Origin of the sequence: Fusobacterium varium (assembly GCA_021531615.1) — a bacterium.
GTDB classification, from domain to species: Bacteria; Fusobacteriota; Fusobacteriia; order Fusobacteriales; family Fusobacteriaceae; genus Fusobacterium_A; species Fusobacterium_A varium_C.
The window spans coordinates 1-24,693 of record JADYUE010000008.1 but is presented as its reverse complement, the minus strand read 5'-3'; the positions used below and the strand labels follow the sequence as shown (position 1 = coordinate 24,693).

Sequence of the window (24,693 nt, the reverse complement as noted above, 5' to 3'; positions counted from 1 at the left end):
AAAAAAATACACCTATTATCTTATTTTTAAGAGTTTAGGTGTATTATACTTTAATTATTTTTTATATCTTGTTTTACATAGTATTTAACCATTTTCCTAGCCAATTTATATTGATCATAAGATATAGCTATCTTTCCCTTTATTATAGATATTACTCCATCTTGTTTCAATTTTCCAATTGTTCTATTTAAAGTTTTTACACTGATACTTACCTCTTCATAAAGTTCCTCTCTAGTTTGTTTTAAAATAAGAGTTTCCCCTTTTTTTATATCTTCCCTCTGAGCATACTGTATTAAATAATCTAGTAGTAAAAATGTAGGGGGATAGAAAAGTTTTGCCCCTCTATTTGAAGATGAACGATAAAGTTTTAAAGCTACCTTTTGTGATACTAAATATAGAAAGTGTATATCCTTTTTTATCCACTCTTCAAAATCCTCACGAGATATATACATAATAATACTTTCAGTTATAGTTTCAATAGTAACAGAGGTTTGCCTCATTCCAGCTAAAATAGTAACCTCACCTATAAAGTCAATAGGTTCATTTTTCTCTATCATAAATATATTACCATTTTCAAAGATATTGATTACCCTATGCTCCCCAGTGGCAACAATCCCAAAAATATCAAGATCACTTTGTTGGTGGTGGATAATAGTTCCTGGTGGATGTATCTTCACAACAAACTTACTTTTTAACTCTTTTGGCATATTAATAAGATAATCATTCAGTTGTGGTACTTTAGCTAAAACTTCATCAAATGTCACTTCTATCACCTCAATTTATTATATCACAAGTGAGAAAAAATTTTATCTAATTTCTTCCCATTTGTCCTTTTTTTTAAAAAACTTTTTTGCTAGAATAGCTACATAATAATTAGGTAAACTATTAAATTTTATATAAAGGGAGAGAAGAGATGGAAAAAGAAAAGATGTTGTACAATTCATTAAGAGAAAGGGTAAAGATAGAGTATAAACTCTATGTTCTAGCTTTTATTTTAATTGCTGATTCAATAGGTAGAATCTCAATTCCAATGAAAATAGGAACTTTTATACTATTCCCAATTTTTTATTCATTAATTTTAGGAATGTTAAGTGGACCAGAGTGTTTTAAGATTATTAATTCAACTCAAGTAAAAGCTGCAAGTAAATTGGTAATTGTTTGTATCTGCCCATTTATTGTTAAATTAGGAGTAAATGCTGGAGCAAATATTCAAACTGTACTATCAGCAGGACCTGCTCTTTTACTTCAAGAGATTGGTAACTTAGGAACTATCTTCTTTGCAATGCCAGTAGCTATCTTATTAGGGTTAAAAAGAGAGGCAATAGGAGCAACTCACTCAATAAATCGTGAATCTAACCTAGCTCTTGCAACAGATGTATTTGGAAGTGACTCTCCAGAAACTAGAGGAAGTTTATCTGTATATATAGTTGGGGGAATGATAGGAACAATATATTTTGGAATCTTAGCATCAGTTGTTGCTCATACTGGACTTTTCCATCCATTTGCCCTAGCATTAGCAAGTGGTGTAGGTGCTGGAATTATGATGGCAAGTGCCACAGCATCTCTATCTATAATCTATCCTACTATGGCAGCTCAAATTTCAGCTTTAGCAAGTGCAAGTGAAACTCTATCAGGTATCACAGGAATCTATGTAGCTATTTTTGTAGGTATTCCATTAACTAAAAAGATCTATGAATTTTTAGAGCCAAAATTATCACCTAAAAAAGAGTTAAAAAATCAATTAAAAGGAGAGATTAAATAATGAGATATAGAGAGTGGATATTTTTATTACTACTAGCAGGAGCTGGAATTGCTCTAGCAAACTTTGTAGGCTTTAAAGTTGGATTTATGGAATCATTACCAGGAGTAGCTATTCTATTAGTAGTATCACTATGTGCAGCTTTTCTATCTAAAGTTGTGCCTTGCCGTTTACCAATAGTTGCTTACTGCTCAATCTTAGGTTTATTAATAGCATCACCTATATCTCCAATTAATACTTTTGTTATAAATGCTGTAAACAAGATTCAATTTACAACTCCATTAACTATGGTTGGTGCTTTTGCTGGACTTTCAATGAGTAACCAAATAAAAAACTTTGCTCAACAGGGATGGAAGATGATTATAGTTGCCCTTTTAGTTATGACAGGAACTTTCTTAGGATCAGCTATAATTTCACAAATTGCTCTTTCATTAACAGGAGCTATCTAATATGTTATTAAAAAATATTGCTTATTTAGATAAAAACTTAGATGTTATCTTTAATAAAGATATTCGTATTAAAGATAACTATATAAAGGAGATTAGGGAAAATCTTGAGATTGAGGGAGAAGAGGAAGTTATAAATGGAGAAAATCTTCTTGTAACTCCAGGACTTTGTGATGCACATACTCATTTTGGACAACAACTTTTAAAGGGAAAGGTACTAGATGCTGAGGGAATTATTTGGAAAAATATTATGTTACCCTTTGAAAGCTCTATAACAGATGAGATTATGTCACTAAATACAAAGTTAGCATTGATTGAGATGATAAAAGCTGGAACTACCTCTTTTGTTGATGCTGGAAGTTACCATATGGATTCAGCTTGTAGAGAGATCCTCAAAAGTGGAATGAGGGGAGCTGTTACATACTCATCTATGGTTGATAGCTCTTTACCTAAAAGTATATGTGATACAACAGATGAGGTTATAGAAAAAAACAATGCTCTTTATGAAAATTGGAATAGAAAAGGGTTGATACAAGTGTATTACTCTATCCGTTCTCTTATGTCTGTCAACGAGGAGTTAATTTTAAAAGTTTCACAAGAGGCAAAAAAAAGAGATGCTATGTTAGAGACTCATATGAATGAGTATGATAAAGAGGTTGAAAACGTTATTAAGAAAACAGGGTTACCTCCATATGAGTATTTAGAAAAGTTAGGTGTTTTAAATACTAATTTTATAGGTGCTCACTCTCTTATTTTAAATGAGGAAGAAAAGGATATTATAAAAAAATATGATATAAAAATAGTTCAATGCCCTTTCTCAAACTCTGGAAAAGCTCTTGCAAATACTCCTCAATTAATTAAAAATGGGGTTAAAATAGGGCTTGGAAGTGATGGAGTTGCCCATGGTGGTTTAAGCTTATGGGATGAGATGAAAACTCTACGTTGTATGATGAGTGTAACTTGGGGGATACAGGAAAATAATAGAAGTATTATGCCAGCTAAAACACTTTTAAAAATGGCAATGGAAAATGGAAAATATTTCTTAAGAAAAAATATTGGAACTATTAAAGAGGGATATTTAGCTGATCTTATATTTATAGATCTTAATCAACCTCACCTTTGGTATAGTGGCAACTACACAAATACAATTTTTGAATGTGTAAATAAAGGGGATATTATTCACTCAATGGTAGATGGTAGATGGGTTATGAAAGATAGAAAGATTCTTACTATTGATGAGTATAGTGTCCATGAGGAGTTGAAAAAATGGCTATCATTATAATTGTCAATATTATAGTAGGATGTTTAGTAGGGCTTACAGGAGTGGCAGGTTTTCTACTTCCTATGCTCTATGTATCTTTAAACTACAATGTAAAAGAGGCTTTAGCTCTTAGCTTTTTTGCCTTTTTAGTGTGTGGGGTTATAGGTTCTATCAACTACTATAAACATAAACAGTTGGATATATCTTTTGGTATAAAATTAGGAATATCTAGTTTATTTGGAGCTTGTTTAGGTGTATATTTAAACTCTATGATTGATGAATCAATTATAAAAATTCTATTATATATGGTAGTTCTACTATCTGGAATCTCTATTCTACTTAGAAAAGATAAAGAGAGTTTAAATAATAAGACTCCCAATATCTTTATTACAATTTTAATAGGTTTTGTAACTGCTATTGTATGTGCTCTCTCAGGAGCAGGTGGACCTATTCTTGTTATGCCACTGTTAGTTGTGCTAGGAGTAAATGTAAAACAAGCTATTGCTATTGCTCTATTTGATTCTATATTTATTGCTATTCCAAGTGTTATTGGTTATATACAAGGGTGTTACTCTAATTCCCTTCTTATTGTACTTTTAATCTCATCTTTCTTTCATGGAGTTGGGGTGTTTATTGGAAGTAAGTATAGTGTAAAAGTTAATCACCTTGTACTTAAACGTTGTGTGGCTATAATCTCTATATTTGTAGTATTATATAAGTTATTTGGATAATTGTAAAAGCTAGTGAATTAAACTCACTAGTTTTTTTTGGCTAAATTATTTAAATTTCTATTCTATATTTTTTAAAGTTTTGTAAGAATACATATTACTACCTCCATATATTAATAATATAATTTATAACCCTCTTTTAGTCAAATAATATGTTATAATTAAAAAAAGTATAAAAAAGGAGATGAGGAATAAGATGAAAAAAATTTTATTTGCAATTTTTCTTTTAATTTCAACTATAAGTTGTGGAAAAACAGCCAGTTGGTATGGAGATAAATTTAAAGGTAAACCAACAGCTAGTGGATATCTTTTTAACCCTAAAGAATACACTTGTGCATCTAATAAATATAATTTTGGTACTGTATTAAAAGTTACAAATGTAGACAACGGAAAATCTGTTGTAGTTGTTGTTACTGATCGTGGGGGATTTAGTAAAATGAGAAGAGATATTGACTTAAGCAGAGCAGCATTTACAAAGATAGCTAAGTTAAATGCAGGATTGATTAAAGTTAAAATTAAAGTTTTAAATGATGATAAAACCTTTGAATATAAGCATGGATCACCTCTTTTTACTGCTGGAGAGTATAAAAAATATGTAGATTAATATATAAAGGCTGCTAAAATTAATAATTAACATTAGCAGCCTTTCTTTTTTATATACTCTTTTTAGGTTGATATAAATAATTAAATAGAGAGAATAGAATAAACCCTAAAGTGGCAATAGCTGATGCAATAAGAGCTGAATATCTAACTCCTACCCCATAAGTTATAGGAAGTCCACCAAGATAAGCTCCAATAGCGTTTCCAAGGTTAAAAGCAATCTGTATTCCAGCAGCCCCTAACATCTCCCCACCAGGAGCAAATTTTATAATCAAAAATTGCTGAGGTGCACTTACAGCAAATAAACATAGAGTCACAATACACATTAAAAGTACTGCTGCCCATTTATATGGAGATAAAAAGAAAATTCCAAGTAAAGTAATTGCCATCAATCCTTGAAATATAGCCCCTACCTTTCCAGGATAGAAGAAAGAACTAAGCTTTCCACCAATCATATTTCCAATTACCATACCAAGCCCAGCTAAAACCATAAGAGCTGTTATAATTTCAGGAGCAAAACCAGATACCTCTGTAAACATAGGTGTCACATAGCTATACCAACAAAAAGCTCCACCATTTCCCATCATAGTAGCTCCTAATATCAACCATGGAGCTAAACTTTTTAAAAATTTAAACTGTCCTAAAAAACCTGTATCTGGAAGTGGAGCAATATAAGGGACATATCTCTTTATTAAAAATATAGTTAAAATATCCCATAGTACAATAAATAGGAAAATTAATCTCCAAGATAAAATACCACTAATAAATGTGCCAAGAGGAAATCCAAAAAGATTTGCCACAGTCATACCAGATATCATTATTGCCACAGCTTCTGACTCTTTTCCCTCTTGAGCAATTTTTGATGCAACAATAGAGGCAACTCCGAAATAAGCTCCATGAGGAAGACCAGATATAAAACGAGCTAATAGCATAACTGTATAACTTGGAGATATAACAGCTATTCCATTTCCAATTGCCATAATAGTTACAAGAAGTAACAGAGAATTTTTCATAGGATATTTACGTAGCATCAACAACATAATAGCTCCAAAACAAACCCCTAAAGCATAAGCTGAAATAAGATGCCCAGCTACTGGAATTGTTATTCTTAGAGAAGAGGCTATATTTGGAAGAATACCCATCATTACAAACTCTGCCACCCCAAGACCTAAAGTTCCAAAAGCTAAAGCTATAAGACTTTTTTTTATATTGCTGTCCATAAAAAAGTACCACCTTTCAAATTTTTAATAAAATATATATATAATTTTTTTTAACTTATTTCAAGCTTTTTATAAAAACAATATAAAAAACATAAAAATCCGTTTTATTCAAGGATTAAACGATTAAAAAGAGATAATTTTTGGCATTGGTACTTAAATATATTAACACCTTTAGTTCAATTAACTAATAGAAGTTTTAATAAAACTAAGATTAAAATTATGAATCAATGTAAAAATAAAGCTGAAAGATATTAAAATTTTAGTTTCTACTTTTTATAATTTCTCTAATAAGTTCTTTTGAGGATAAAGACATAAAAAAAACTCCCTTGATATTAAAATCATAATCCATTAATAATCAAAAGAGATTTTTATTTATATAAAAGTTATTACAATACAAAAAAAAGCCCATAAGGGCGAGGTACTAGATTTACTTTTTGAAAAGATAAAAAACTAGTAAAATAATGATGAGAGCTATAGCAACCCCACCATTAACATTGAGAGTTTCAATGTAAATCATAGTAACCTCCAAGTAAATGTTATTCTATATCCATAAGAAATGCGACTAACTTATGAATATGAGAAAAGCTCCCACAAAGTGAGAGCCTATCTCATCGCATTTTAAATAACATTTACTTAGATTTTTAGCACCCTTATGGTTGTGCTTCTATATTAATTATAGCAAAGATTCTATCTAAAGTCAAATATCTATCTTTTAAACTTATTGCTTAAATCAACAACTTTTTTGCAGATATCCTCTGCTCCTACTACATCACTAACTAAGCAAACTCTCTCTGCTCCTCTGCTTATAATCTCATCTATATTATGCTCTTTTATTCCACCAATAGCTATAAATGGAAGATGTAGATTAGCTACAGCAAATTCAAGATATTCAAGCCCAACAGGAGCTGTATCCTTTGTAGTTGTAGGGAAGATAGGTCCAACCCCAATATAGTCAACATTCATATCATTATAAGCTTTTAACCCTTGCTCCTCTGAATGAGTAGAAAGTCCAACTATCTTATCATCGCCTAAAAGTTTTCTAACATCAGCAGGACTCATATCATCTTGACCAACATGAACACCATCAGCATCAACTAGCATTGCTATATCCACATTGTCATTTACTATAAATAGAACTCCGTTTTTTCTGCAAAGCTCTCTTATAGCTCTAGCCTCTTCAACCTTTTGCCCAGAACTTTTAGTTTTATCTCTATATTGAACTATTTTGATTCCACCTTTTATCATCTCTTCAACACATTGATAATTACTTTTTCCATGAGCAAAATTGTCACCTGTTATACCATATAACCCTTTAGGTATATCAATTCTCTTTCTCAAAATATCCACCTCTTTCTAAAACGATCCCTGCCATCATAGCAGAAATCACAGAAACTTTATGGGAATATGTCTTATAGTCAGCTATATCCTTTTGAAAATCCCCTACTATATATAGATTTTTCCCCATATTTTTTACTTGAATAGAATTGCAATCATAACTAGCTATTCCAGATGCTGAAACGATTATCTTTCCCAATGGATAAAGTTCCTCTATAAGCATAGATTTATACTCATTTTTATCAAAACCTTCAACTACAATGTCACAATCTTTGAAAAACTCTCTAATATTCTCTCTTTCAAATTTGATTATCTCATATTGAAAATCTCCATCAGGATTGATTCTCTTTAAATTTTCATATAAAGCCTCTGCCTTATATTTTCCAACTTGATCTTTAAAGAAAAATTGTCTATTTAGATTAGACTCTTCAATTTTATCAAAGTCTCCAAATTTAAGTTCAGTAACACCTGTTCTAACTAGATGAAAAGCTACATTTGAGCCGATTCCTCCAACTCCTGCAATCCCTATTCTCATACAAGAGTCTCCCAATCTTTATAGAACACTTCAAGTCCTTTTCCTCTAATAGCTTTAACGATACTATCTACATCTCTACTATCAGTTATATCAAATTGAGCTGTTGACTCATTGTCGTGAGAGTATCCTCCAACTTCTGTTTTAGATCCTGCTGAGAATTTTGTTACTCCCATAGTTACAAGGTGATCTCTCATATATGCACTTTCTCTTGTAGAAAGATTGATTCCAGCTTTTGGTTGGAAAATTCTATTAGCTAAGATAATTTGAACAAATGTAACATCATCTACTGCATAACTATCTTTAAAGTTTCCTTCAGCTTCATTAATTCTTGGGAAAGAGATACTAAATTCACTGTTAGGATATCTGTCCATTAGATATTTAAGATGTAATCCTGTTTTAAAAGCATCATCTCTGATACCTCCAAGCCCTAATAATGCTCCTATTCCTATTGCTCTAATACCTGCCTTTGCTCCCCTTTCTGGAGTATCAAGACGATATTTAAAGTTTCTTTTCTCTCCTGATAGATGCACTTGAGCATATCTTGTTTCATCATAAGTTTCTTGATATACAGTAAGTCCGTCAAGTCCATCATCAGCAAGATATTTATAATCTTCTTCATCTAGTGGCATAACCTCAATAGATACAGATGAGAAATATTTTTTTAGAATGTCTATTCCACCTTTTAAATACTCTTTATCAATTAACCCTTTAGCTTCACCAGTTAAAAGAAGAATACTTCCAATTCCTGATTTTGCTATCTCTTGTGCTTCATGCTCTATCTCTTCAAATTTCATATGTCTTCTCTTAATATGATTTTTCTTTGAGAATCCACAGTAAATACAGTTACTTGTACAATAGTTTGAAACATATATAGGAAGATATAATCCTATAACATTTCCAAAGTGTTGTCTTGTAAGTTTTGTTGCTTTTACTGCCATTGCTTCAAGATGATTTTGAGCAATAGGTGAAAGAAGATTTAGGTAATCATATACAGTTAATTTCTCTTTTTCTATACTATTTAAAACATCTTCATCAGTTACTTTTGAAAAGTACCCATCAAAATCAAAGTCTTTCCATTTTACAAGTTCGTTGTAAAAACTCATTATTTCTCATCTCCTCTAAATAGGAAACCTGTTAAAGGAGAAGAGGCACTTGCATATTTTTTCTCCTCTGCCATTTTAGCTAAATATGCTTCTCTTCCAGCCTCAACTGCTAATGAAAATGCTCTTCCCATTCTAACTGGATCTTGAGCAGTGGCAATAGCTGTATTTACTAGTACAGCATCACAACCCATTTCCATTGCTAAAGCTGCATCTGATGGTTTTCCAATTCCTGCATCTACTATTATAGGTACTCTATTTGTTTCTAACATCATCTCTATAAGTGGTTTTGTTATGATTCCTCTATTTGAACCGATTGGAGATCCTAAAGGCATTACTGCTGCTGCTCCTGCATCTTCTAATCTTTTAGCTGTAATTAAGTCAGGCATTACATAAGGTAAAACTATAAATCCTTCATCAGCTAATATTTTAGTTACTTTTATAGTTTCAGCATTGTCTGGCATAAGATATTTTGAATCATTTATTATCTCTATTTTTATAAAGTCACCACAACCAGCTTCTCTTGCTATTCTAGCTATTTTAACTGCCTCTTCAGCTGTTCTAGCTCCAGAAGTATTTGGTAAAAGTGTAATATGTTTTGGTATATAGTTTAATATATTTTCTTTTGGGTTTTGGAAGTTAATTCTTCTTAAAGCCATTGTTATAATTTGTGAACCACTAGCTTCTAACATTGGAGCAACTAAATTTTTATCTGAAAATTTTCCTGTTCCTGTAAGAAGTCTACTTTGAAATTCATGCCCTTTTAATATAAATTTTTCCATTTATCTTTTCCTCCAATTATTTAAACCATTTAATAAATTTGATTTTAAATTATAATTTCTAACTAAGTTCATTGATCTAGCATATCGCTAAGGTTACAGCAAAGTTCCTTTGCATCTATGTTAATTAATTAATTCCAGTTATATCTATTTCTTTTTTAATATCAGCTAAATTCCATGTCGTAGAATAAAGAGAGAGTAAAACTTATCTGACTAAAATTCCGAAACTTGACTTCGTCTTCAAACACGTCGGAATTTTTAGCGTCAGATTTCGTAACTCTCTCTAATATTCTTCTCCAAATTACATTTAGCTGATATTAGGAGAATTAAAAATAAATTATCCCTAACATCAAGTTGACGTAGTTTGGAAATGAATATTAGAAGTTCTTAGTGAAATGCAGTTAAGAAAATGCAACGTGTTTGAACGAGCTTGCGAGTGAGTTTTGCATTTTCAACGGAATGAACGTTAGAAATTCTTTATTCATTGACACGGAGACAACTTGATGTTAAAAAGAAAATTAAATAACTTAACTTGACTAATAATCGTAAATAACAAAGGTACTTTGTCAAAACCTAACGATACATGAGAAAAAATAAACTTAACTAGGTAAATTATAATTTATCCACCAGATACAAATGATAGAACTTCCACTTCTGCATTTTCTTTTATTTGAAACTTTTCCCAGTTATCTTTCTTTATAATATCATCATTAACTAAAACAACTGCCCCTTTTAAATCAATATTCCATTCATTTTCAAGAGAAGTCAAAAGCTCCTTTACTGAAAGCTCTTTTTCAAGAAGATGTTTTTTTCCATTTAATATAATCTCCATAAACTCCACCTCTTAGTCTAAGATATCGTTACATCTCTTCATTGGGCAAAGGTCTCCACACATAGTACAAACCTCTTCTTCATGGATAGGAGCAGAGGATGCTCTGTATGCTCTTGCTTTTTCAGGGTCAAGACACTCTTCAAACATTCCTGGCCAATTTAATGCCCCTCTATGTTTACTCATTCTGTGATCCCATTCAATAGCACCTTTAATTCCTTTAGCTATATCTGCTGCATGTCCAGCAATTCTTGATGCCATGATTCCCTCTTTCATATCTTCTAAAGTTGGTAATCTTAAATGTTCTGCTGGTGTTACATAACATAGGAAGTCTGCTCCTGCTGATGCTGCAATAGCTCCTCCAATAGCAGCTGTAATATGGTCATATCCTGGAGCAACGTCTGTTACTAATGGTCCTAATACATAGAAAGGAGCATTGTGACAAAGTTTTTTCTCAAGTTGCATATTTGCTACAATTTCATTCATAGGAACATGTCCAGGTCCTTCAATCATAACTTGTACATCTTTTTCCCATGCTCTTTTTGTAAGTTCTCCAAGTATTAAAAGTTCTTGAATTTGAGGAGCATCTGTTGCATCATGTATACTTCCTGGTCTCAATCCATCTCCTAAACTTAGAGTAACATCATATTTTCTACAAATTTCAAGTAGTCTATCATAGTGTTCAAAGAATGGGTTTTCTTTATCGTTTAGTATCATCCATTGGAAAAGGATTGATCCCCCTCTACTTACTATTTTTGTTAATCTTTTGTTATTTCTTAATCTATCAACACAAGTTCTATTTAATCCTGCATGAATAGTAAGGAAATCTATTCCGTCTATACAATGTTCTTCAACAACTCTGAAAAGATCTTCAACTGACATATCTTTAATATTTTTTCCAAGTTTTGCTACTGCATCATACATTGGAACTGTTCCTAGCATAACTGTTGATTTTTCAACTAGTTCTCTTCTAAATTTCTTAGTATCTCCAAATGTACTTAAGTCCATTATTGCATCTGCACCATATTCAATAGCTTTTGCAACTTTTACCATCTCTCCACAGTAATCACAACAATCTTCAGATACACCTAAGTTTACATTAACTTTAGTTTTTGTTCCCTCTCCAACTGCTCTTGGATATAGGTTTTTATGATTAATATTTGCAGGAATTACAATTCTTCCTTGTGCAATTTTCTCCATCAGTTCTTCTTTTGACATATTTTCATCTCTTGCTACTATCTCCATCTCTTTTGTAAAGATCCCTTTTTTAGCAGCTTCCATTTGTGTTGAATACATATTATTCCTCCCTTTGATCTTTATAAATAAAAAAAGCCTTATACCACTTAGGTACAAGGCTTCAATTTTACTATACTTAATTTTTATCTTTTAGTAAAACAATCTTGCTTCCCTACGCTGGTACTATCCAGATCAGGTTCTAAGGGTCAGGTTATACCTTCTCAGCTTTTCAGCTCCCCTAGCAATCTTTTTTTTCTATTCTTTTTTAGAATTATATCTCTTTTAAATTTGTTTGTCAAATACTTTTTGTTAATCTACAGTTTACAAAGCCATTTTTAATTTAAAAATTGCCTGTGATTGTATCTGCCTAATTCTCTCCTTAGTAAGTTGCATTCTTTCTCCCAACTCTTCTAAAGTCATAATCTTTTCATTCATCAATCCATATCTAAAAATCAAAATCTCTTTCTCTCTTGGAGATAATTCATTTAATTTTTTCATCAGATGTATATTGGCATTTTTCTTAATCAAATCATCTTCAAAAGTATCATTTGACAATATGTCACTACAATATTCAGCTATATTTCCATACATCTCATCACTAACAGCCATCTTATTTTCTAATATCTCTAAATATCTTTCCAACTCTTTTGGTTTCATTTCAAGTTTATTACATATCTCCTCATTAGTTGGAAAAGTGTCAAATTGTGTTTTATACTCCTGTATAAATTTGCTTACCTTTGAAATTCCATCATATATATATGCTGGTAAACGAATTAAACCTCTATTTGAATTTATATGTTTTAAAATACTTTGCTTAATCCAAAATGCTGCATATGTTGTAAAACGAAGATTTTTATCTGGATCAAATTTTTCTGCTGCATGAATAAGCCCCATATTTCCCTCTTGAATTATATCTAATAATGGGATTCCAAGATTACTATATTTTTTAGCCATCTTTACAACAAGCCTTAAATTTGAAGTAACCAATTTTTCTTGAGCCTCTCTGTCTCCAAACTTAGCTTTAAGAGCTATCTCCCTCTCCTCTTTTGATGTTAAAAGAGGATATAAACCTATATCATTCATGTAAGTCGAAATCTCAGACATTTTCTCACCCCTACAATTTAAAATAAAAAATAATATCATGGTTAAAACTAAGTCGAATTTAAACTGTTACTATTTTATACTACAAAATTGTAGAATATCCTTTATTTTATTGTAAAATTAAAGTTAAATACTTATTTTTAAATTTTTATGAAACTTTTGTTTTTTAATTTAAATTTTTTAGATAAAATTTTTTGGAAAGGTGAGTGATAAAAATAAATTATTTTAATTTTGATATATTTCAAGTGTTATGAATTAAATTTTTAATCAATTTAAACTAAAAATATATTTATTTAATTGCTATAGTACATATATTTTTTATATTTAACATTAATGAACATTTGTGTTATTATACTTCACAAGATAAAATTTATTCTTTAATTTAGGTTTTATAATAAGAAAGGAGGGGAGAAATTATGTTTATAGATGTATTGAAAGGAAAAATCCACAGAGCTACTGTCACTCAAGCTGAACTTGATTATGTGGGAAGTATAACAGTTGATGAGGCTCTTTTAGAGGCTGCTGGTATACTTGAATATCAAAAAGTTCAAATTGTAGATGTTAACAATGGAAGTAGATTTGAAACATATACTATCTGTGGGGAAAGAAACAGTGGAGTAATATGTTTAAATGGTGCTGCTGCAAGATGTGTAAGTACAGGGGACAAAGTCATAATAATGGCATATGGTAGTTGTGATGTTGAAGAGATGAAAACTCATAAACCATCAGTTGTATTTGTTGATGATAATAATAAAATTCTTCGTATTACTAACTATGAAAAACATGGACTTCTAAAGGATATGTAACACAAACTAAAAATAATTATGAATAAATTTTATCTAAAACATTAACACATAGGAGAAAGAATGAAAGTCATTACAAAAATCTCAGAATTGAGAGAAGAAATTAAACAATGGAAAAGAGAAGGAAAAACTATCGGTTTAGTACCTACTATGGGATTTCTTCACGAAGGACATGCTAGTCTATTAAAAAAATGTCGTGAAGAAAATGATATTGCAATTACTTCAAATTTTGTTAATCCAACTCAATTTGGACCAAATGAAGATTTAGAAGCTTATCCAAGAGATTTCAAAAAAGATTGTGATCTTTGTGAGTCTATCGGAATAGATGTTGTATTTCATCCTGTACCTGAAGAGATGTACACAGATGCTCATGCTTATGTAAGTATTGACACTCTATCTGATACTCTTTGTGGAAAATCTCGTCCTATCCATTTTAAAGGAGTATGTACAGTAGTTACAAAATTATTTAATATAGTTACTCCTGATCGTGCTTATTTTGGAGAGAAAGATGCACAACAATTAGCAATAATTAAAAAAATGGTTAAGGATTTGAATTTTGATATAGAAATTATTGGTTGTCCTATTGTAAGAGAAGAAGATGGACTTGCTAAATCTTCAAGAAATACATATTTGAATCCTGAAGAACGTAAAGCAGCTCTTTGTCTTTCTAGATCTATTAATAGAGGAAAAGAAGTTATTTCTATCGGAAGTAAAGTAGAGAATGTTTTAAAAGAGATGATAAACGTTATAGAGAAAGAGCCTCTTGCTAAAATAGACTATGTATCAATAGTTGGACTTGAAGATATGCAACCTGTTGAAACAGTAGAAAAAGATGTTTTAGTTGCAATGGCTGTTTATATTGGAAAAACTCGTCTTATAGACAACTTTATTTATAAGGTGCAGTAATATGAATTGGCTGAAAAATATAGATAAATTTATCCTAAAAAATATCAGTTTTATTATTATTATATTTTCTGTAATAGCTTTTTTTATCCCTGATAATTTTTCATGGATGACTAAGTATACTGCTATTTTTTTAGGAGTGGCTATGTTTGGAATGGGAATGACTATTCAAGCAGAAGATTTTAAAAATATCTTACTTCAACCTAAATATATACTTGTTGGATGTGTCCTTCAATATGTAATTATGCCCTTAACAGCTTGGGGTATTGCATATGGACTTAATCTTGAGCCTGATCTTGCTCTTGGAGTTATACTTGTTGGGTGTTGCCCTGGTGGAACAGCTAGTAATGTAATTACTTATATAGCTGATGGAGATGTTCCTCTATCTGTAGGAATGACTATTGTCTCTACATTACTTGCACCTATTTTTACACCTTTTCTTGTATATGCTTTAGCTGGAAAATGGGTTGATGTATCTCTACTATTGATGTTTAAATCTGTAGTAAATGTTATACTTATTCCAATACTTTCAGGACTTATTATTAGGCATCTTTTAAGAGATTATATCCAAAAATTCTTATATATTATGCCATTGATATCTGCTACATCTATTATTCTTATAATTTCTGGAATAATCGGTGCTAATGCTAGCAAAATAGCAACATGTGGATTATTAGTTCTTGCTGTGGTTATACTTCACAACTTTGCCGGAATTACGGGAGGTCTAATCGCAGCTAAATTATTCAAATTTGAATATAAAAAGGCTACTGCTGTTGCTATTGAAGTAGGTATGCAAAACAGTGGACTTGCAGTATCATTAGCTGTTGCTAATTTTGCACTAAATCCATTAGCTACTCTACCTGGAGCTATCTTCAGTGTTTGGCACAATATATCAGGATCTATTTTTGCTGGATTACGTAAAAGAAAAAAACTTTAAAACATAATTTAATTTACTAAGTATATCAGCAGCAAAGACATTTATTCAATGCTGCTGGTATACGTGAACCTTTCTATTCTTTTACTAACATTTTACAAAATCAATATATTGTACTACCTCTCTACTATTATCAATTTTTAAATTTCCAATTCTCACTTTTAGCTTTTTATTTTTATATTTTTTATTTAAATAAATTTCCCTTTCGACATAATTTTCAAAATCATCAGATTTTATTAATTAGTGGGTTTTGTTGGATTTGTTTCTTGATTAAGTTTTTATTTATTAATTATCGGACTAAAAATAGTATTCAAAATTTATAAACACTCCTATTATTTTTCTAATTTTAACTTTTTATATAATTCTTACAATAATATATAGTAGACATTTAAAATAAAAAATAGTAAGACAATATTATTCTTGACTAAAATGATTTAGTAATATAAAATTACTTAGTAGTAATTTATATATTGTTAGTTTGATATAAAACTATTGTGAGGTGAAAAATGGAAAGAAAAAATAATTTAAAAGAGATAGTAGAGTTTAATAAAAATTTCGTTGATTCAAAGGAGTATGAAAAGTACAGAACAACAAAGTATCCAGAAAAAAGCATGGTTATCCTTTCTTGTATGGATACTAGACTTACAGAACTTTTACCTAAAGCTATGAACCTAAAAAATGGTGATGCTAAGATTATTAAAAATGCTGGTGGTTTAGTTATTCATCCTTTTGGAAGTGCTATGAGGAGTATTTTAATCTGTGTCTATGAGTTTGATGTAAAAGAGGTTTTTATCGTTGGACATTATGATTGTGGAGTAAGTTCACTTAATACAACTAAAATTGTAGAAGAGATGAAGGAGAAAGGGATTGAAGAAAAAACTTTAAATATTCTTTTAAACTCTGGAATAGATGTAAAAACATGGTTACATGGTTTTGACTGTATTGAAGAATCTGTTGAGCAAACTGTGGCTAAGGTTAAAAATCATCCATTACTTCCTGATGATGTAGCAGTTCATGGGTTGATTATGGATCCAGAAACTGGTAAAATAGATGTTGTTATCAATGGATTTGATCAACTAAAAAATGATTTATAATAGATGGAGGGATTTTTTACAATGTTAAAGCTATTTTTTAAAGGAATAGTAATAGGTGTAGCTAATATTATGCCTGGAGTTTCTGGAGGGACATTAGCAGTTATTTTAGGTGTATATGATAAGCTTACTGAGGCTATTGGAAATTTTTTAACTGTTCCTTTAAAGAAAAAAATTGAATATGCAAAGTTTCTTGGCATTATTGGTATAGGAGCAGGAATTGGAATAGGACTTTTTGCTAAAATTATTGAGTTTTGTTTTACTAACTATCCTAAATCAACTGCTGGTTTCTTTAGTTTACTGATTATTCCATCAATTCCCTATATTGTTAAGTGGGAGGATAAAAGTAGCAATAAAAATAGATTGTTCTTTATTTTAGGGGCAATATTTACTTTGATATTTGTTTTTCTTGATTATTTCTTTGGTGGAAATAGTGGTGGAAATGAACTGGTAAAAACTATAACTTTTGGCTACTGTATCAAGCTTTTTATATGTGGTTCTCTTGCTGCTGGGGCTATGATAATTCCAGGGATTTCAGGTTCTCTTCTACTTTTAATGATAGGTGAATATTACAATATTCTTGGGTTTATCAGTGGATTTTTTGATGGACTTGTACATATTAGAGAGTATTCTTCTTTAGTTGAAATTGCTAATAATCTATATATTTTACCACTTGCTATTTTTGCTCTTGGAGTGGGAGCTGGATTAGTAGTTGTAGCTAAAATTATAAATATGTTGCTTTCTTCTAAACATAGAAGTGCTACACTATTTTTTATAGCAGGAATTATAGTTGTTTCAATTTTACAAATTTGGGTAAATATTTATAAATAGTTTTAAAAGCTGATGGATAATTCTCATCAGCTTTTTTAATTATTATAAGTATCTACTCAGCTAATCAAATTCTATAAAAATTAGCTAGCTTAAAGTTTAATTTTTATGATACTAGGTTAGCTTTTAAAGTTCAGTTTTCAAAACTTATATTTTTAATATCAACTAGCCTTTATACTAGCGAATAAAAAATCCCTATGGCTCATTCCGTTGAAAATGCAAAACTCGCTTCGCTCAAACACGTTGCATTTTCTTAACTGCATTTCGCTGAGGGATTCTAATATTCTCTAGTGAATTACGGCTTTAGTTGATATTGGGATAAAATTTTACTTTTTATAATATTTATAGGTAATAGGTGAGTAGTTACTATTATAATTTTGCAACTACTAACTATCTATAATTATAAAACCCATATAAAAAACTGTTGTAAATTTATAGCTACAAACTACTAATTACAACAGTTTAATATAATTATTCTTTTTCTGTTCTATATAAATTGCTAAGAGGTAAAAAAGCTGCTCCTAATAGAGAGGCTGTATCTGCCAAAGTTGAAAATTCCAATATATTTGAGTTATCATAAAAACTATTATTTTTAAATACTAACTCCTTCAATGGCTCTTCAAAATACTCTTTATAGTTACAAATTTTTCCACCTATAATTATCTTTTCAGGATTTAAAAGTAATAGAGCAGGTAAAATTCCTCTAGACAAGTATTTTACATAATTTTCTATAATCTCCTTACCCTTTGGTGTATCTATATATTCACTTTGGAAGATCTCATCATACTCTTCAAAATTATAGTTAAATGCCTCTTTAAAATCTCTCACTAAGGCTATATTTGAACAATATTGATCTAAGCAACCTTTAAAACCACAACTGCACTCCCTTCCATCTGGAACAACAGTTATATGTCCAATCTCTCCAGCTTTATTCTCTTTTCCACCTCTATATAAAACCTTATCCACAATAATTCCAGATCCTATCTCTGTATCAATAGATAGGAACAACATATTTTTTACTTCAGCTAATTCGTGACTATTCATTAGATATTCACCAATAGCTCCTGCATTTGCCTCATTTTCTAAGTATATTGGCAATTCAAATTCCTCTTCAATCTCCTTTAGGCTCTCTGTTGAAATAGAGAAACTACCACCAATCTTTATAAGTGAATTAGCAGGATCAACTATTCCAGGAAGTACAATTCCTATACCCTTTAATGAAGATTTCTTATCAAATTCCCATAAAAATTTTTTCAACTCATTTATTAAAAGAAAAACAAAGTTTTCCTCATTAACAAACTCCTCATGAACAGTTGTTCTTTTTAAAATAGTTCCATCTAAATTAGTAAGAACCATAGCTAGATAATCTTTTTCAATTTTTATCCCAATTGAGAAATAAGCATCAGGATTAAATCTATATCTAGTTGCTTTTCTTCCTAATTTTCCTTGTTCTGTTCCAATTTCTATTATAAGTTTATCTTTTAAAAATTTATCAACTATTTTTGTAACAGTAGGAATACTTATATTTAAATATTGAGATATTTCAAGTTTATTAAACTCTCTTATATCTATAAGAAATCTAAAAGTTCTATTTTCATTTCTAATTTTTTCTCTTTTCTGATAAATAACTTCCATTTTCTGCTCCTTTTATATATTTCTACGAAATTATAGAATAATTCTATCTATATTTTAACAATATACTCTATATTTAGTCAATAATTAATTTTAATTCTTAAAAAAAATTATAATCTTTAAAATAATTTATAACTTTTATCAACAGGAATAGTTAAGTAAGCACTATCTATATCTTTTAATTCCTTTTCTCCCTTTTCCAAAGCATTGCTTATAGAGAGATATCTTGCACTTAAAGAGATTACATTAAAAATTTTTTCATCTGAAGGGTGTTCCCTATCCAAATGTGTATAAATAGCCTCTTTTATATAATTGTAAACTCTCATCTGTGTGGAATGTATACTTTCAACCTCTCCATTATCTTTCATAATCACAATTATGTCATTATATTTCACACTGTTGATTATAACTTCACAATATATCTCAGGAATTAAGAAAAATAGTTCTGTAGCTAAATCTTTTGTTTTAGCAAAGCTTTCCATATCTGCATATATTGCCTCATACTCTTTTCCAGATTCAAAAAGCTTTATAAATTTCAATGCTCCATCAATAGCCTCTTTTCTACTGTATGGACAGATCTCATAAGTAGTATCATCTTGCACAAAAAATGCACATTGTTTTTCTGTATAATAACTGCCTATATCTTCCCACTCCCTTGCATATTCCTCAATTATCTCTGTTAATGCTGGAACTAAAACTCCATTTAATCTCACCTCACAAATATATTTATCAATACTAAATGAAGCAAAAATCTTAACCATATAAACTTTTTTTGTTCCTATATATTGGGGAAGTTTATCTTTTATCCTATCATATAAAGATTCTTTATGGGTGTGCATATTCTCTTTTTTACCTACACACACTATATCACTTTCATACTTTTTAAATATATGTAACTTTTTCTGAAGTAAAACCTCAACCTTGTCACTATCAACACCATTTAACCCTGCTAACAATGGTATCATAATTGATTCATAAAAATTATTAGCTGCACTTTCTAAGGCTCTTTTAGTATTCTCCCCTGCTCCTGCAACAGATTCTATTATCTCCTCTTCAAATTCAGGATGCTCTATTGAAAAGATTGCTTGTACCATATTTTGCTGAACATTGTTTAGGTAAACAGAGATTTTAAGATTTAGTGAATATATATTTAAAGTATTATGCCCATCATAACTTCCCATATCCATCAAATATATTAAATTGCTTAAAAGTATCTCTTCATTTTCGTGATGATGTCCCATATTTTTCTCCTTTTGTAAACATTTTCTATACTAATATTATACCTCAATTTATATTATTTTCAAATTATCAAGAGATTTTCCTTGAAATAATATATTATTATAATGTAAAAAATAGTTTATAAAAATGAAAAAAGCCTCCACCAAAGTGAAAGCTTATCTCATAGCGTTTTTTATTACATTACAGTCCCTTACAGGCAATTTAATTATATCAATTTTTATATAAAAAATCAAATTTTAAAATAATAAGTCTTTATTTTTATGTTAAATTAAAAAACCCCGTAGGGTGTGAGGTCAGAATTGACTATTTGTATTTCCTTACTAACAAAATAAAAATGAGAAGAAGTAATCCACCTAGAAGAATTGCTCCTCCATCAAGATTAATTGTTAGCTGATGAACAGTTACAGTCATCTCTGTACCTCCTTAAATAATTATGGTTCTACCTTGTTCAAGGGCAGAATAAAAGCCCCCAAAATTGAGGGCTGATATTCTGAACTTGATACCATAATTATTTAAGTTACCCATACGGGTTCTAGGTAATTTAATTATATCAGTTTTTATATAAAAAATCAAATTTTAAAATAATAAGTTTTTTTATGATAAAATTAATCGTACTTTTCTTTAAGTCATTATTTGTAATGTAAAATTTATGTAAAAAATTTATAATTTCTTTGCTTTTTATTAAAAAATATGATATTTTAGTATAAATTGGAGGTTATAAGTATGAACTATGTTATTGGAATTGTTTGTATAAATATTATTATTGGTTTAATAGAAAAATTCTTTTACCCATCTACTTTTCTTGTAATTCTTCAAACTATATTAGCAATTATAGGTATAATTATTTTTTACGAGGAAAAAAAGAGAGAGAGAAGAAACAAAAAGGATTAGCTCTATATTTAAAGCTAATCCTTTTTTCTTCTATATAGATATTTTAATTACTAAGTTTAATAATAGGTTGTGTATTTTCTCCACTAACTTGAGGTAGTTTTCCATCCCATTTCTCAAGTGCCATTTTTTGAAGAAGTACTGGAGAAAGTGAGGCAGCTTCAACTTCATTAGCCTTTGCTTGTAACTCTTTCTCTTTTAATTTATACTCTGCTAAAAGCACTTTATTTTCAGCTTCAACCCTTATTTTTTCCTGTTCAAACTTAGTTCTCTCAACCTCTTGTTCAGCTACTTTTTTAGCCTCAATAGCCTTTTCATACTCCATAGAAAAATCGTGGTTAGTAATAGAAACATTTGAAACAGCTAAACCATAAGCCTCAAAATCATCTTTCAGATCTTGATATATCATATTACTTAGCTCTTGTCTTTTTGATACAAACTCCTCTATTGTATATTTACTAATAGATGCTTGTACTACCTCTTTAGTTCTTGGAGCAATAAAGTTTGTTTCGTGCATACCTTTAAAAGCTCTATATAACTTTTCAGGATCTGAAACAAAACTTTGCACAGTAAGATCTAAAATTATAGATTGCATATCTTTTGTACTTACAGACATATCATCGAAATTATATATTTTATCTCTGATCTCCATAATCTCTTTTGTTTGAACAATTGGAATTTTAAAGTTTAATCCCTCTCTGTCAATTCTTGAAACCTTCCCCCAGCTTGAAACTATTGCTACCTCTCCAGTTTTAACTGTATAGAAAGATGTAGATGCTAAAAATAAAAATATAATTACAATAAAACCAAACATTCCCAACATAATCTGTTTTTTCATTTTCTTTTCCCCCTAAAACATTGTATTTTATAATGATACCATTTATCTGCATATATTTTCAATAGTTTTTAATCTAAATTTTTAGTTGATTTTGAAAATATTTCTAAAGCTTCCTTTGAACTCATTTCCCCTTCAGCAACTTTTCTTATAATCTCCTTTTCTTTTTCAGCAAAAATGTGTCCTTCAAGCTCATTAGTATGGATTACATATTCAAATTTCTCTTTATTTGTCATTTTATCACCTCTTTTACCATAATATCTCTTAATATAAGTATACCATATTATATTTTTTTTGCTAAAAATTATGCTAGTTTTATTTAAAAAATGTGATATTATATTAGCACAACTTTTTTTAGGAGGAACAAATGAATTTGACTTTTATTTACAGTCTTGGACTTTTAAGTTGCTTTCTACTTATAGGGGTAGCTTTGAGAGCCAAGATAAAAATTTTACAAAATCTATTTTTACCAGCTTCTGTAATAGGAGGTTTTTTACTGCTATTACTCCCTATTCCAAAGGAGTATATAGGCATATATGCAAAAATTCCCAGTACATTAATAGTTCCCATTGTTGCATCAATACCCCTAGGTTTAACTTTAGCACCTAAAGATAAATTTAAAGTGATCTTACCTCATGGATTAATTATGATGGGGGTTACTATGTTACAATTAGGAGTAGGTATCATCTCATATCTATTTTTAAAAAGGTTTATTCCCACTATCTACCCTATATTTGGGGCTGAACTTGAATTTGCTTTTGCTGGTGGGCATGGAACTATCGGTATTCTATCCAATATGTTAAAAGAGAAAAATCTTGAGTATTGGAATATCTCTCAAGGGGTTGGTTCAACTATTGCAACTTTCGGACTTGTGGGAGGGATTCTTCTTGGTATGTTGGTTATCAATATTGGAGCTAGAAAAAAAATGTGTAAATATATAGAGAAACCTGAAAATATTCCCACAGCTTTAAAAGTAGGGTATGAAAGTGAGATAAGTAAGCAAAATTCTCTTGGAAGGGAAACAACTCTCTCTACATCTATTGATAGTTTAGGATTTCATGCTGCTCTAATTTTAAGTGTTACTGCCTTAGCCTATGTAGTTTTTAATTTTATAAAGGCTAACAATGTTGTATATCTAAAAAGTATAGCTGTATGGACATATGCTATTTTTCTAATGTTTGGGGTTTGGGGAATTATGTGTAAACTGAAACTTCAACATCTTGTTGATAGCAAAGTAAAGAGTAAACTTTCAGGGATGCTTACAGAATATGCAATTATAGCAGCTATTGCAAGTATGCCAGTAAAAATCATAGTTCAATATATTGTACCGATAATTTTCCTTGTTACTCTTGGGTTTATATCTACTTTTATCTATATTTTCTTTTTTAGTAAGTGGTATATAAAAGAGGATTGGTTTGAACATGGAATTATAAGTTTTGGAATGAATACAGGTATATTTATAACTGGACTTCTTCTTTTAAGGGTTACTGACCCTGAGCTTAAAAGTTCAGCCTTCGCAGATCATACACTCTGTTATGCTCTTACATCTTGGAGTTTTGTTCTTGTTGGGGTAATTCTTGATATATGGATATCTAAGGGAGCCTTGACAGCTCTTTGGGTAACTATGATTATGCTTTTTATCTTCTCTTTTTCAAATTTTGCTCTGAAAAGATTCAGTAAATAAGTTAAAGAGAAATATTTATTTTTTTTATACAACATGATATAATAACTAGAAATAAGTTTAGATGTCTATCTATTAGGAGGATTATAATATGAAAAATTGCATTTTAATAGGAGTAGCAGGAGGAAGTGGAAGTGGAAAAACAACTGTTGCTAATAATTTAGTTAAGGCTTTTGAATCTGAAGTTGCCACTCTTCTTGAACAAGATGCTTATTATAGAGAATTAACTAATATGAGTTTAGAGGAAAAGGCAAAGGTAAATTTTGACCATCCTGATTCAATAGAGTTCGAGTTATTAAAAAAGCATATTGAGGCTCTGAAAAATGGTGAATCAATTGAAAGACCTATCTATGATTTTACTACTCACTCAAGAAAAGAGGGAACTGTTAAAATTAATCCATCAAAGATAATTGTAGTTGAGGGGATATTAATATTTGCTGTTCCTGAAATAAGAGAACTTTTTGATGTAAAAATATTTGTGGATACAGATACTGATGAGATGATTTTAAGAAGAATTGAAAGAGATATGAATGAGAGAGGTAGAAGTTTTGAGTCTATAAAAAATCAATATCTTACTACTGTAAAACCTATGTATCTTGAGTTCTGTGAGCCTAGCAAACGTTATGCAGATGTGATTATTCCTAGAGGTGGAGAAAACAGAATTGCAATTGATATGTTAGTTAGTAATTTAAAAATATATATTGATGAAAAATAAATTAAATTTATTTAGCTAATTTCATTTATCTAGCATATCCCTAGCTTTTGACAAAGTACCTTTGTATTTAGCGATTATTAGTCAATTAAAGTTATCTAAATTTCTTTTTAACATTAACTTAAAGTTAGGGATAATTTATTTTTAATTTTCCTAATATCAGCTAAAATGGAATTTGGAGAAGAATATTAGAGAGAGTTACGAAATCTGACGCTAAA

The 24,693-nt window shown here is 29.9% G+C and carries 27 protein-coding genes and 1 riboswitch; of the genes, 13 read left to right on the top strand and 14 right to left on the bottom strand.

Annotation, left to right across the window (positions count from 1 at the left end; genetic code table 11):
* Window positions 1–50 precede the first annotated feature (50 nt).
* A complete protein-coding gene (locus I6E31_04705; GenBank protein MCF2639271.1) occupies window positions 51–764 on the bottom strand; it encodes a Crp/Fnr family transcriptional regulator in 714 nt (237 codons plus the stop codon).
* Between the two features lie 149 nt (window positions 765–913).
* On the opposite strand from I6E31_04705, the gene I6E31_04700 reads away from it, so the two are divergent.
* The 5 genes from I6E31_04700 to I6E31_04680 all read left to right on the top strand — a co-directional run bounded on the left by I6E31_04700 (window position 914) and on the right by I6E31_04680 (window position 4,798).
* Window positions 914–1,762 carry a DUF3100 domain-containing protein gene (locus tag I6E31_04700; protein MCF2639270.1) on the top strand — a complete coding sequence of 283 codons (849 nt, stop codon included), beginning with the start codon at window positions 914–916 and terminating at the stop codon, window positions 1,760–1,762.
* Complete coding sequence (locus I6E31_04695) at window positions 1,762–2,208, top strand: hypothetical protein (GenBank protein ID MCF2639269.1); 447 nt, start codon at window positions 1,762–1,764, stop codon at window positions 2,206–2,208. The genes I6E31_04700 and I6E31_04695 overlap by 1 nt, the downstream gene beginning before the upstream one ends.
* Window position 2,209: 1 nt before the next feature.
* Window positions 2,210–3,487: an amidohydrolase family protein gene (locus I6E31_04690; GenBank protein ID MCF2639268.1), complete on the top strand. Its 1,278-nt coding sequence runs from the start codon at window positions 2,210–2,212 to the stop codon at window positions 3,485–3,487.
* Window positions 3,472–4,197 carry a sulfite exporter TauE/SafE family protein gene (locus I6E31_04685; protein MCF2639267.1) on the top strand — a complete coding sequence of 242 codons (726 nt, stop codon included), beginning with the start codon at window positions 3,472–3,474 and terminating at the stop codon, window positions 4,195–4,197. The genes I6E31_04690 and I6E31_04685 overlap by 16 nt, the downstream gene beginning before the upstream one ends.
* Before the next feature lie 193 nt (window positions 4,198–4,390).
* Window positions 4,391–4,798, top strand: coding sequence for a septal ring lytic transglycosylase RlpA family protein (locus I6E31_04680; GenBank protein ID MCF2639266.1), 408 nt, complete (start codon window positions 4,391–4,393; stop codon window positions 4,796–4,798).
* A 49-nt stretch (window positions 4,799–4,847) separates the two neighbouring features.
* Here I6E31_04680 and I6E31_04675 read toward each other — a convergent pair whose 3' ends face one another.
* The 8 genes from I6E31_04675 to I6E31_04640 form a co-directional block, all read right to left on the bottom strand.
* Entirely contained in the window at window positions 4,848–6,014 is a 1,167-nt protein-coding gene (locus I6E31_04675; protein ID MCF2639265.1) for an MFS transporter, read from the bottom strand.
* 705 nt (window positions 6,015–6,719) lie between these two features.
* Entirely contained in the window at window positions 6,720–7,352 is a 633-nt protein-coding gene (gene thiE / locus I6E31_04670; protein ID MCF2639264.1) for a thiamine phosphate synthase, read from the bottom strand.
* A complete protein-coding gene (gene thiF, locus I6E31_04665) occupies window positions 7,336–7,884 on the bottom strand; it encodes a sulfur carrier protein ThiS adenylyltransferase ThiF (protein ID MCF2639263.1) in 549 nt (182 codons plus the stop codon). The genes thiE and thiF overlap by 17 nt, the downstream gene beginning before the upstream one ends.
* Window positions 7,881–8,987: a 2-iminoacetate synthase ThiH gene (gene thiH, locus I6E31_04660; protein ID MCF2639262.1), complete on the bottom strand. Its 1,107-nt coding sequence runs from the start codon at window positions 8,985–8,987 to the stop codon at window positions 7,881–7,883. Before thiH ends, thiF begins: the two co-directional genes overlap by 4 nt.
* Window positions 8,987–9,766, bottom strand: a complete 780-nt coding sequence (locus I6E31_04655; protein MCF2639261.1) for a thiazole synthase — start codon at window positions 9,764–9,766, stop codon at window positions 8,987–8,989. Before I6E31_04655 ends, thiH begins: the two co-directional genes overlap by 1 nt.
* A gap of 616 nt (window positions 9,767–10,382) precedes the next feature.
* Window positions 10,383–10,595, bottom strand: a complete 213-nt coding sequence (gene thiS / locus I6E31_04650; GenBank protein MCF2639260.1) for a sulfur carrier protein ThiS — start codon at window positions 10,593–10,595, stop codon at window positions 10,383–10,385.
* Between the two features lie 12 nt (window positions 10,596–10,607).
* Complete coding sequence (gene thiC, locus I6E31_04645; GenBank protein MCF2639259.1) at window positions 10,608–11,888, bottom strand: phosphomethylpyrimidine synthase ThiC; 1,281 nt, start codon at window positions 11,886–11,888, stop codon at window positions 10,608–10,610.
* A 92-nt stretch (window positions 11,889–11,980) separates the two neighbouring features.
* Window positions 11,981–12,078: riboswitch (TPP riboswitch) on the bottom strand.
* 71 nt (window positions 12,079–12,149) lie between these two features.
* The gene (locus I6E31_04640) at window positions 12,150–12,932 is read right to left on the bottom strand and encodes an RNA polymerase sigma factor RpoD/SigA (GenBank protein MCF2639258.1); all 783 of its coding nucleotides are present in this window, start codon (window positions 12,930–12,932) and stop codon (window positions 12,150–12,152) included.
* Between the two features lie 413 nt (window positions 12,933–13,345).
* On the opposite strand from I6E31_04640, the gene I6E31_04635 reads away from it, so the two are divergent.
* From I6E31_04635 to I6E31_04615, 5 genes are all read left to right on the top strand, one after another.
* Window positions 13,346–13,735 carry an aspartate 1-decarboxylase gene (locus I6E31_04635; GenBank protein MCF2639257.1) on the top strand — a complete coding sequence of 130 codons (390 nt, stop codon included), beginning with the start codon at window positions 13,346–13,348 and terminating at the stop codon, window positions 13,733–13,735.
* Between the two features lie 60 nt (window positions 13,736–13,795).
* On the top strand, window positions 13,796–14,638 hold the full coding sequence (locus I6E31_04630; protein ID MCF2639256.1) for a pantoate--beta-alanine ligase: 843 nt from the start codon (window positions 13,796–13,798) through the stop codon (window positions 14,636–14,638).
* A gap of 1 nt (window position 14,639) precedes the next feature.
* Window positions 14,640–15,572: a bile acid:sodium symporter family protein gene (locus tag I6E31_04625; GenBank protein ID MCF2639255.1), complete on the top strand. Its 933-nt coding sequence runs from the start codon at window positions 14,640–14,642 to the stop codon at window positions 15,570–15,572.
* A gap of 503 nt (window positions 15,573–16,075) precedes the next feature.
* Window positions 16,076–16,663 carry a carbonic anhydrase gene (locus I6E31_04620; GenBank protein MCF2639254.1) on the top strand — a complete coding sequence of 196 codons (588 nt, stop codon included), beginning with the start codon at window positions 16,076–16,078 and terminating at the stop codon, window positions 16,661–16,663.
* A 21-nt stretch (window positions 16,664–16,684) separates the two neighbouring features.
* Complete coding sequence (locus I6E31_04615) at window positions 16,685–17,491, top strand: DUF368 domain-containing protein (GenBank protein ID MCF2639253.1); 807 nt, start codon at window positions 16,685–16,687, stop codon at window positions 17,489–17,491.
* A 468-nt stretch (window positions 17,492–17,959) separates the two neighbouring features.
* Here the strand turns inward: I6E31_04615 and I6E31_04610 are convergent, their stop codons facing one another.
* The 3 genes from I6E31_04610 to I6E31_04600 form a co-directional block, all read right to left on the bottom strand.
* Complete coding sequence (locus I6E31_04610) at window positions 17,960–19,123, bottom strand: ROK family protein (GenBank protein ID MCF2639252.1); 1,164 nt, start codon at window positions 19,121–19,123, stop codon at window positions 17,960–17,962.
* Between the two features lie 116 nt (window positions 19,124–19,239).
* Window positions 19,240–20,361 (bottom strand): hypothetical protein, encoded by a 1,122-nt coding sequence (locus I6E31_04605; GenBank protein MCF2639251.1) that lies wholly within the window; start codon window positions 20,359–20,361, stop codon window positions 19,240–19,242.
* A 301-nt stretch (window positions 20,362–20,662) separates the two neighbouring features.
* The gene (locus I6E31_04600; protein MCF2639250.1) at window positions 20,663–20,770 is read right to left on the bottom strand and encodes a GlyGly-CTERM sorting domain-containing protein; all 108 of its coding nucleotides are present in this window, start codon (window positions 20,768–20,770) and stop codon (window positions 20,663–20,665) included.
* Between the two features lie 312 nt (window positions 20,771–21,082).
* Here I6E31_04600 and I6E31_04595 point away from each other — a divergent pair, with 312 nt between their 5' ends.
* Complete coding sequence (locus I6E31_04595; protein MCF2639249.1) at window positions 21,083–21,250, top strand: hypothetical protein; 168 nt, start codon at window positions 21,083–21,085, stop codon at window positions 21,248–21,250.
* A 43-nt stretch (window positions 21,251–21,293) separates the two neighbouring features.
* Here the strand turns inward: I6E31_04595 and I6E31_04590 are convergent, their stop codons facing one another.
* Window positions 21,294–22,085, bottom strand: a complete 792-nt coding sequence (locus I6E31_04590) for a prohibitin family protein (GenBank protein MCF2639248.1) — start codon at window positions 22,083–22,085, stop codon at window positions 21,294–21,296.
* A 68-nt stretch (window positions 22,086–22,153) separates the two neighbouring features.
* Window positions 22,154–22,318 (bottom strand): antitoxin VbhA family protein, encoded by a 165-nt coding sequence (locus I6E31_04585; GenBank protein ID MCF2639247.1) that lies wholly within the window; start codon window positions 22,316–22,318, stop codon window positions 22,154–22,156.
* Between the two features lie 131 nt (window positions 22,319–22,449).
* On the opposite strand from I6E31_04585, the gene I6E31_04580 reads away from it, so the two are divergent.
* Entirely contained in the window at window positions 22,450–23,766 is a 1,317-nt protein-coding gene (locus I6E31_04580; GenBank protein ID MCF2639246.1) for a glutamate:sodium symporter, read from the top strand.
* Window positions 23,767–23,854: 88 nt separating this feature from the next.
* Window positions 23,855–24,478, top strand: coding sequence for a uridine kinase (gene udk, locus I6E31_04575; GenBank protein ID MCF2639245.1), 624 nt, complete (start codon window positions 23,855–23,857; stop codon window positions 24,476–24,478).
* The last annotated feature ends 215 nt before the right edge of the window (window positions 24,479–24,693 follow it).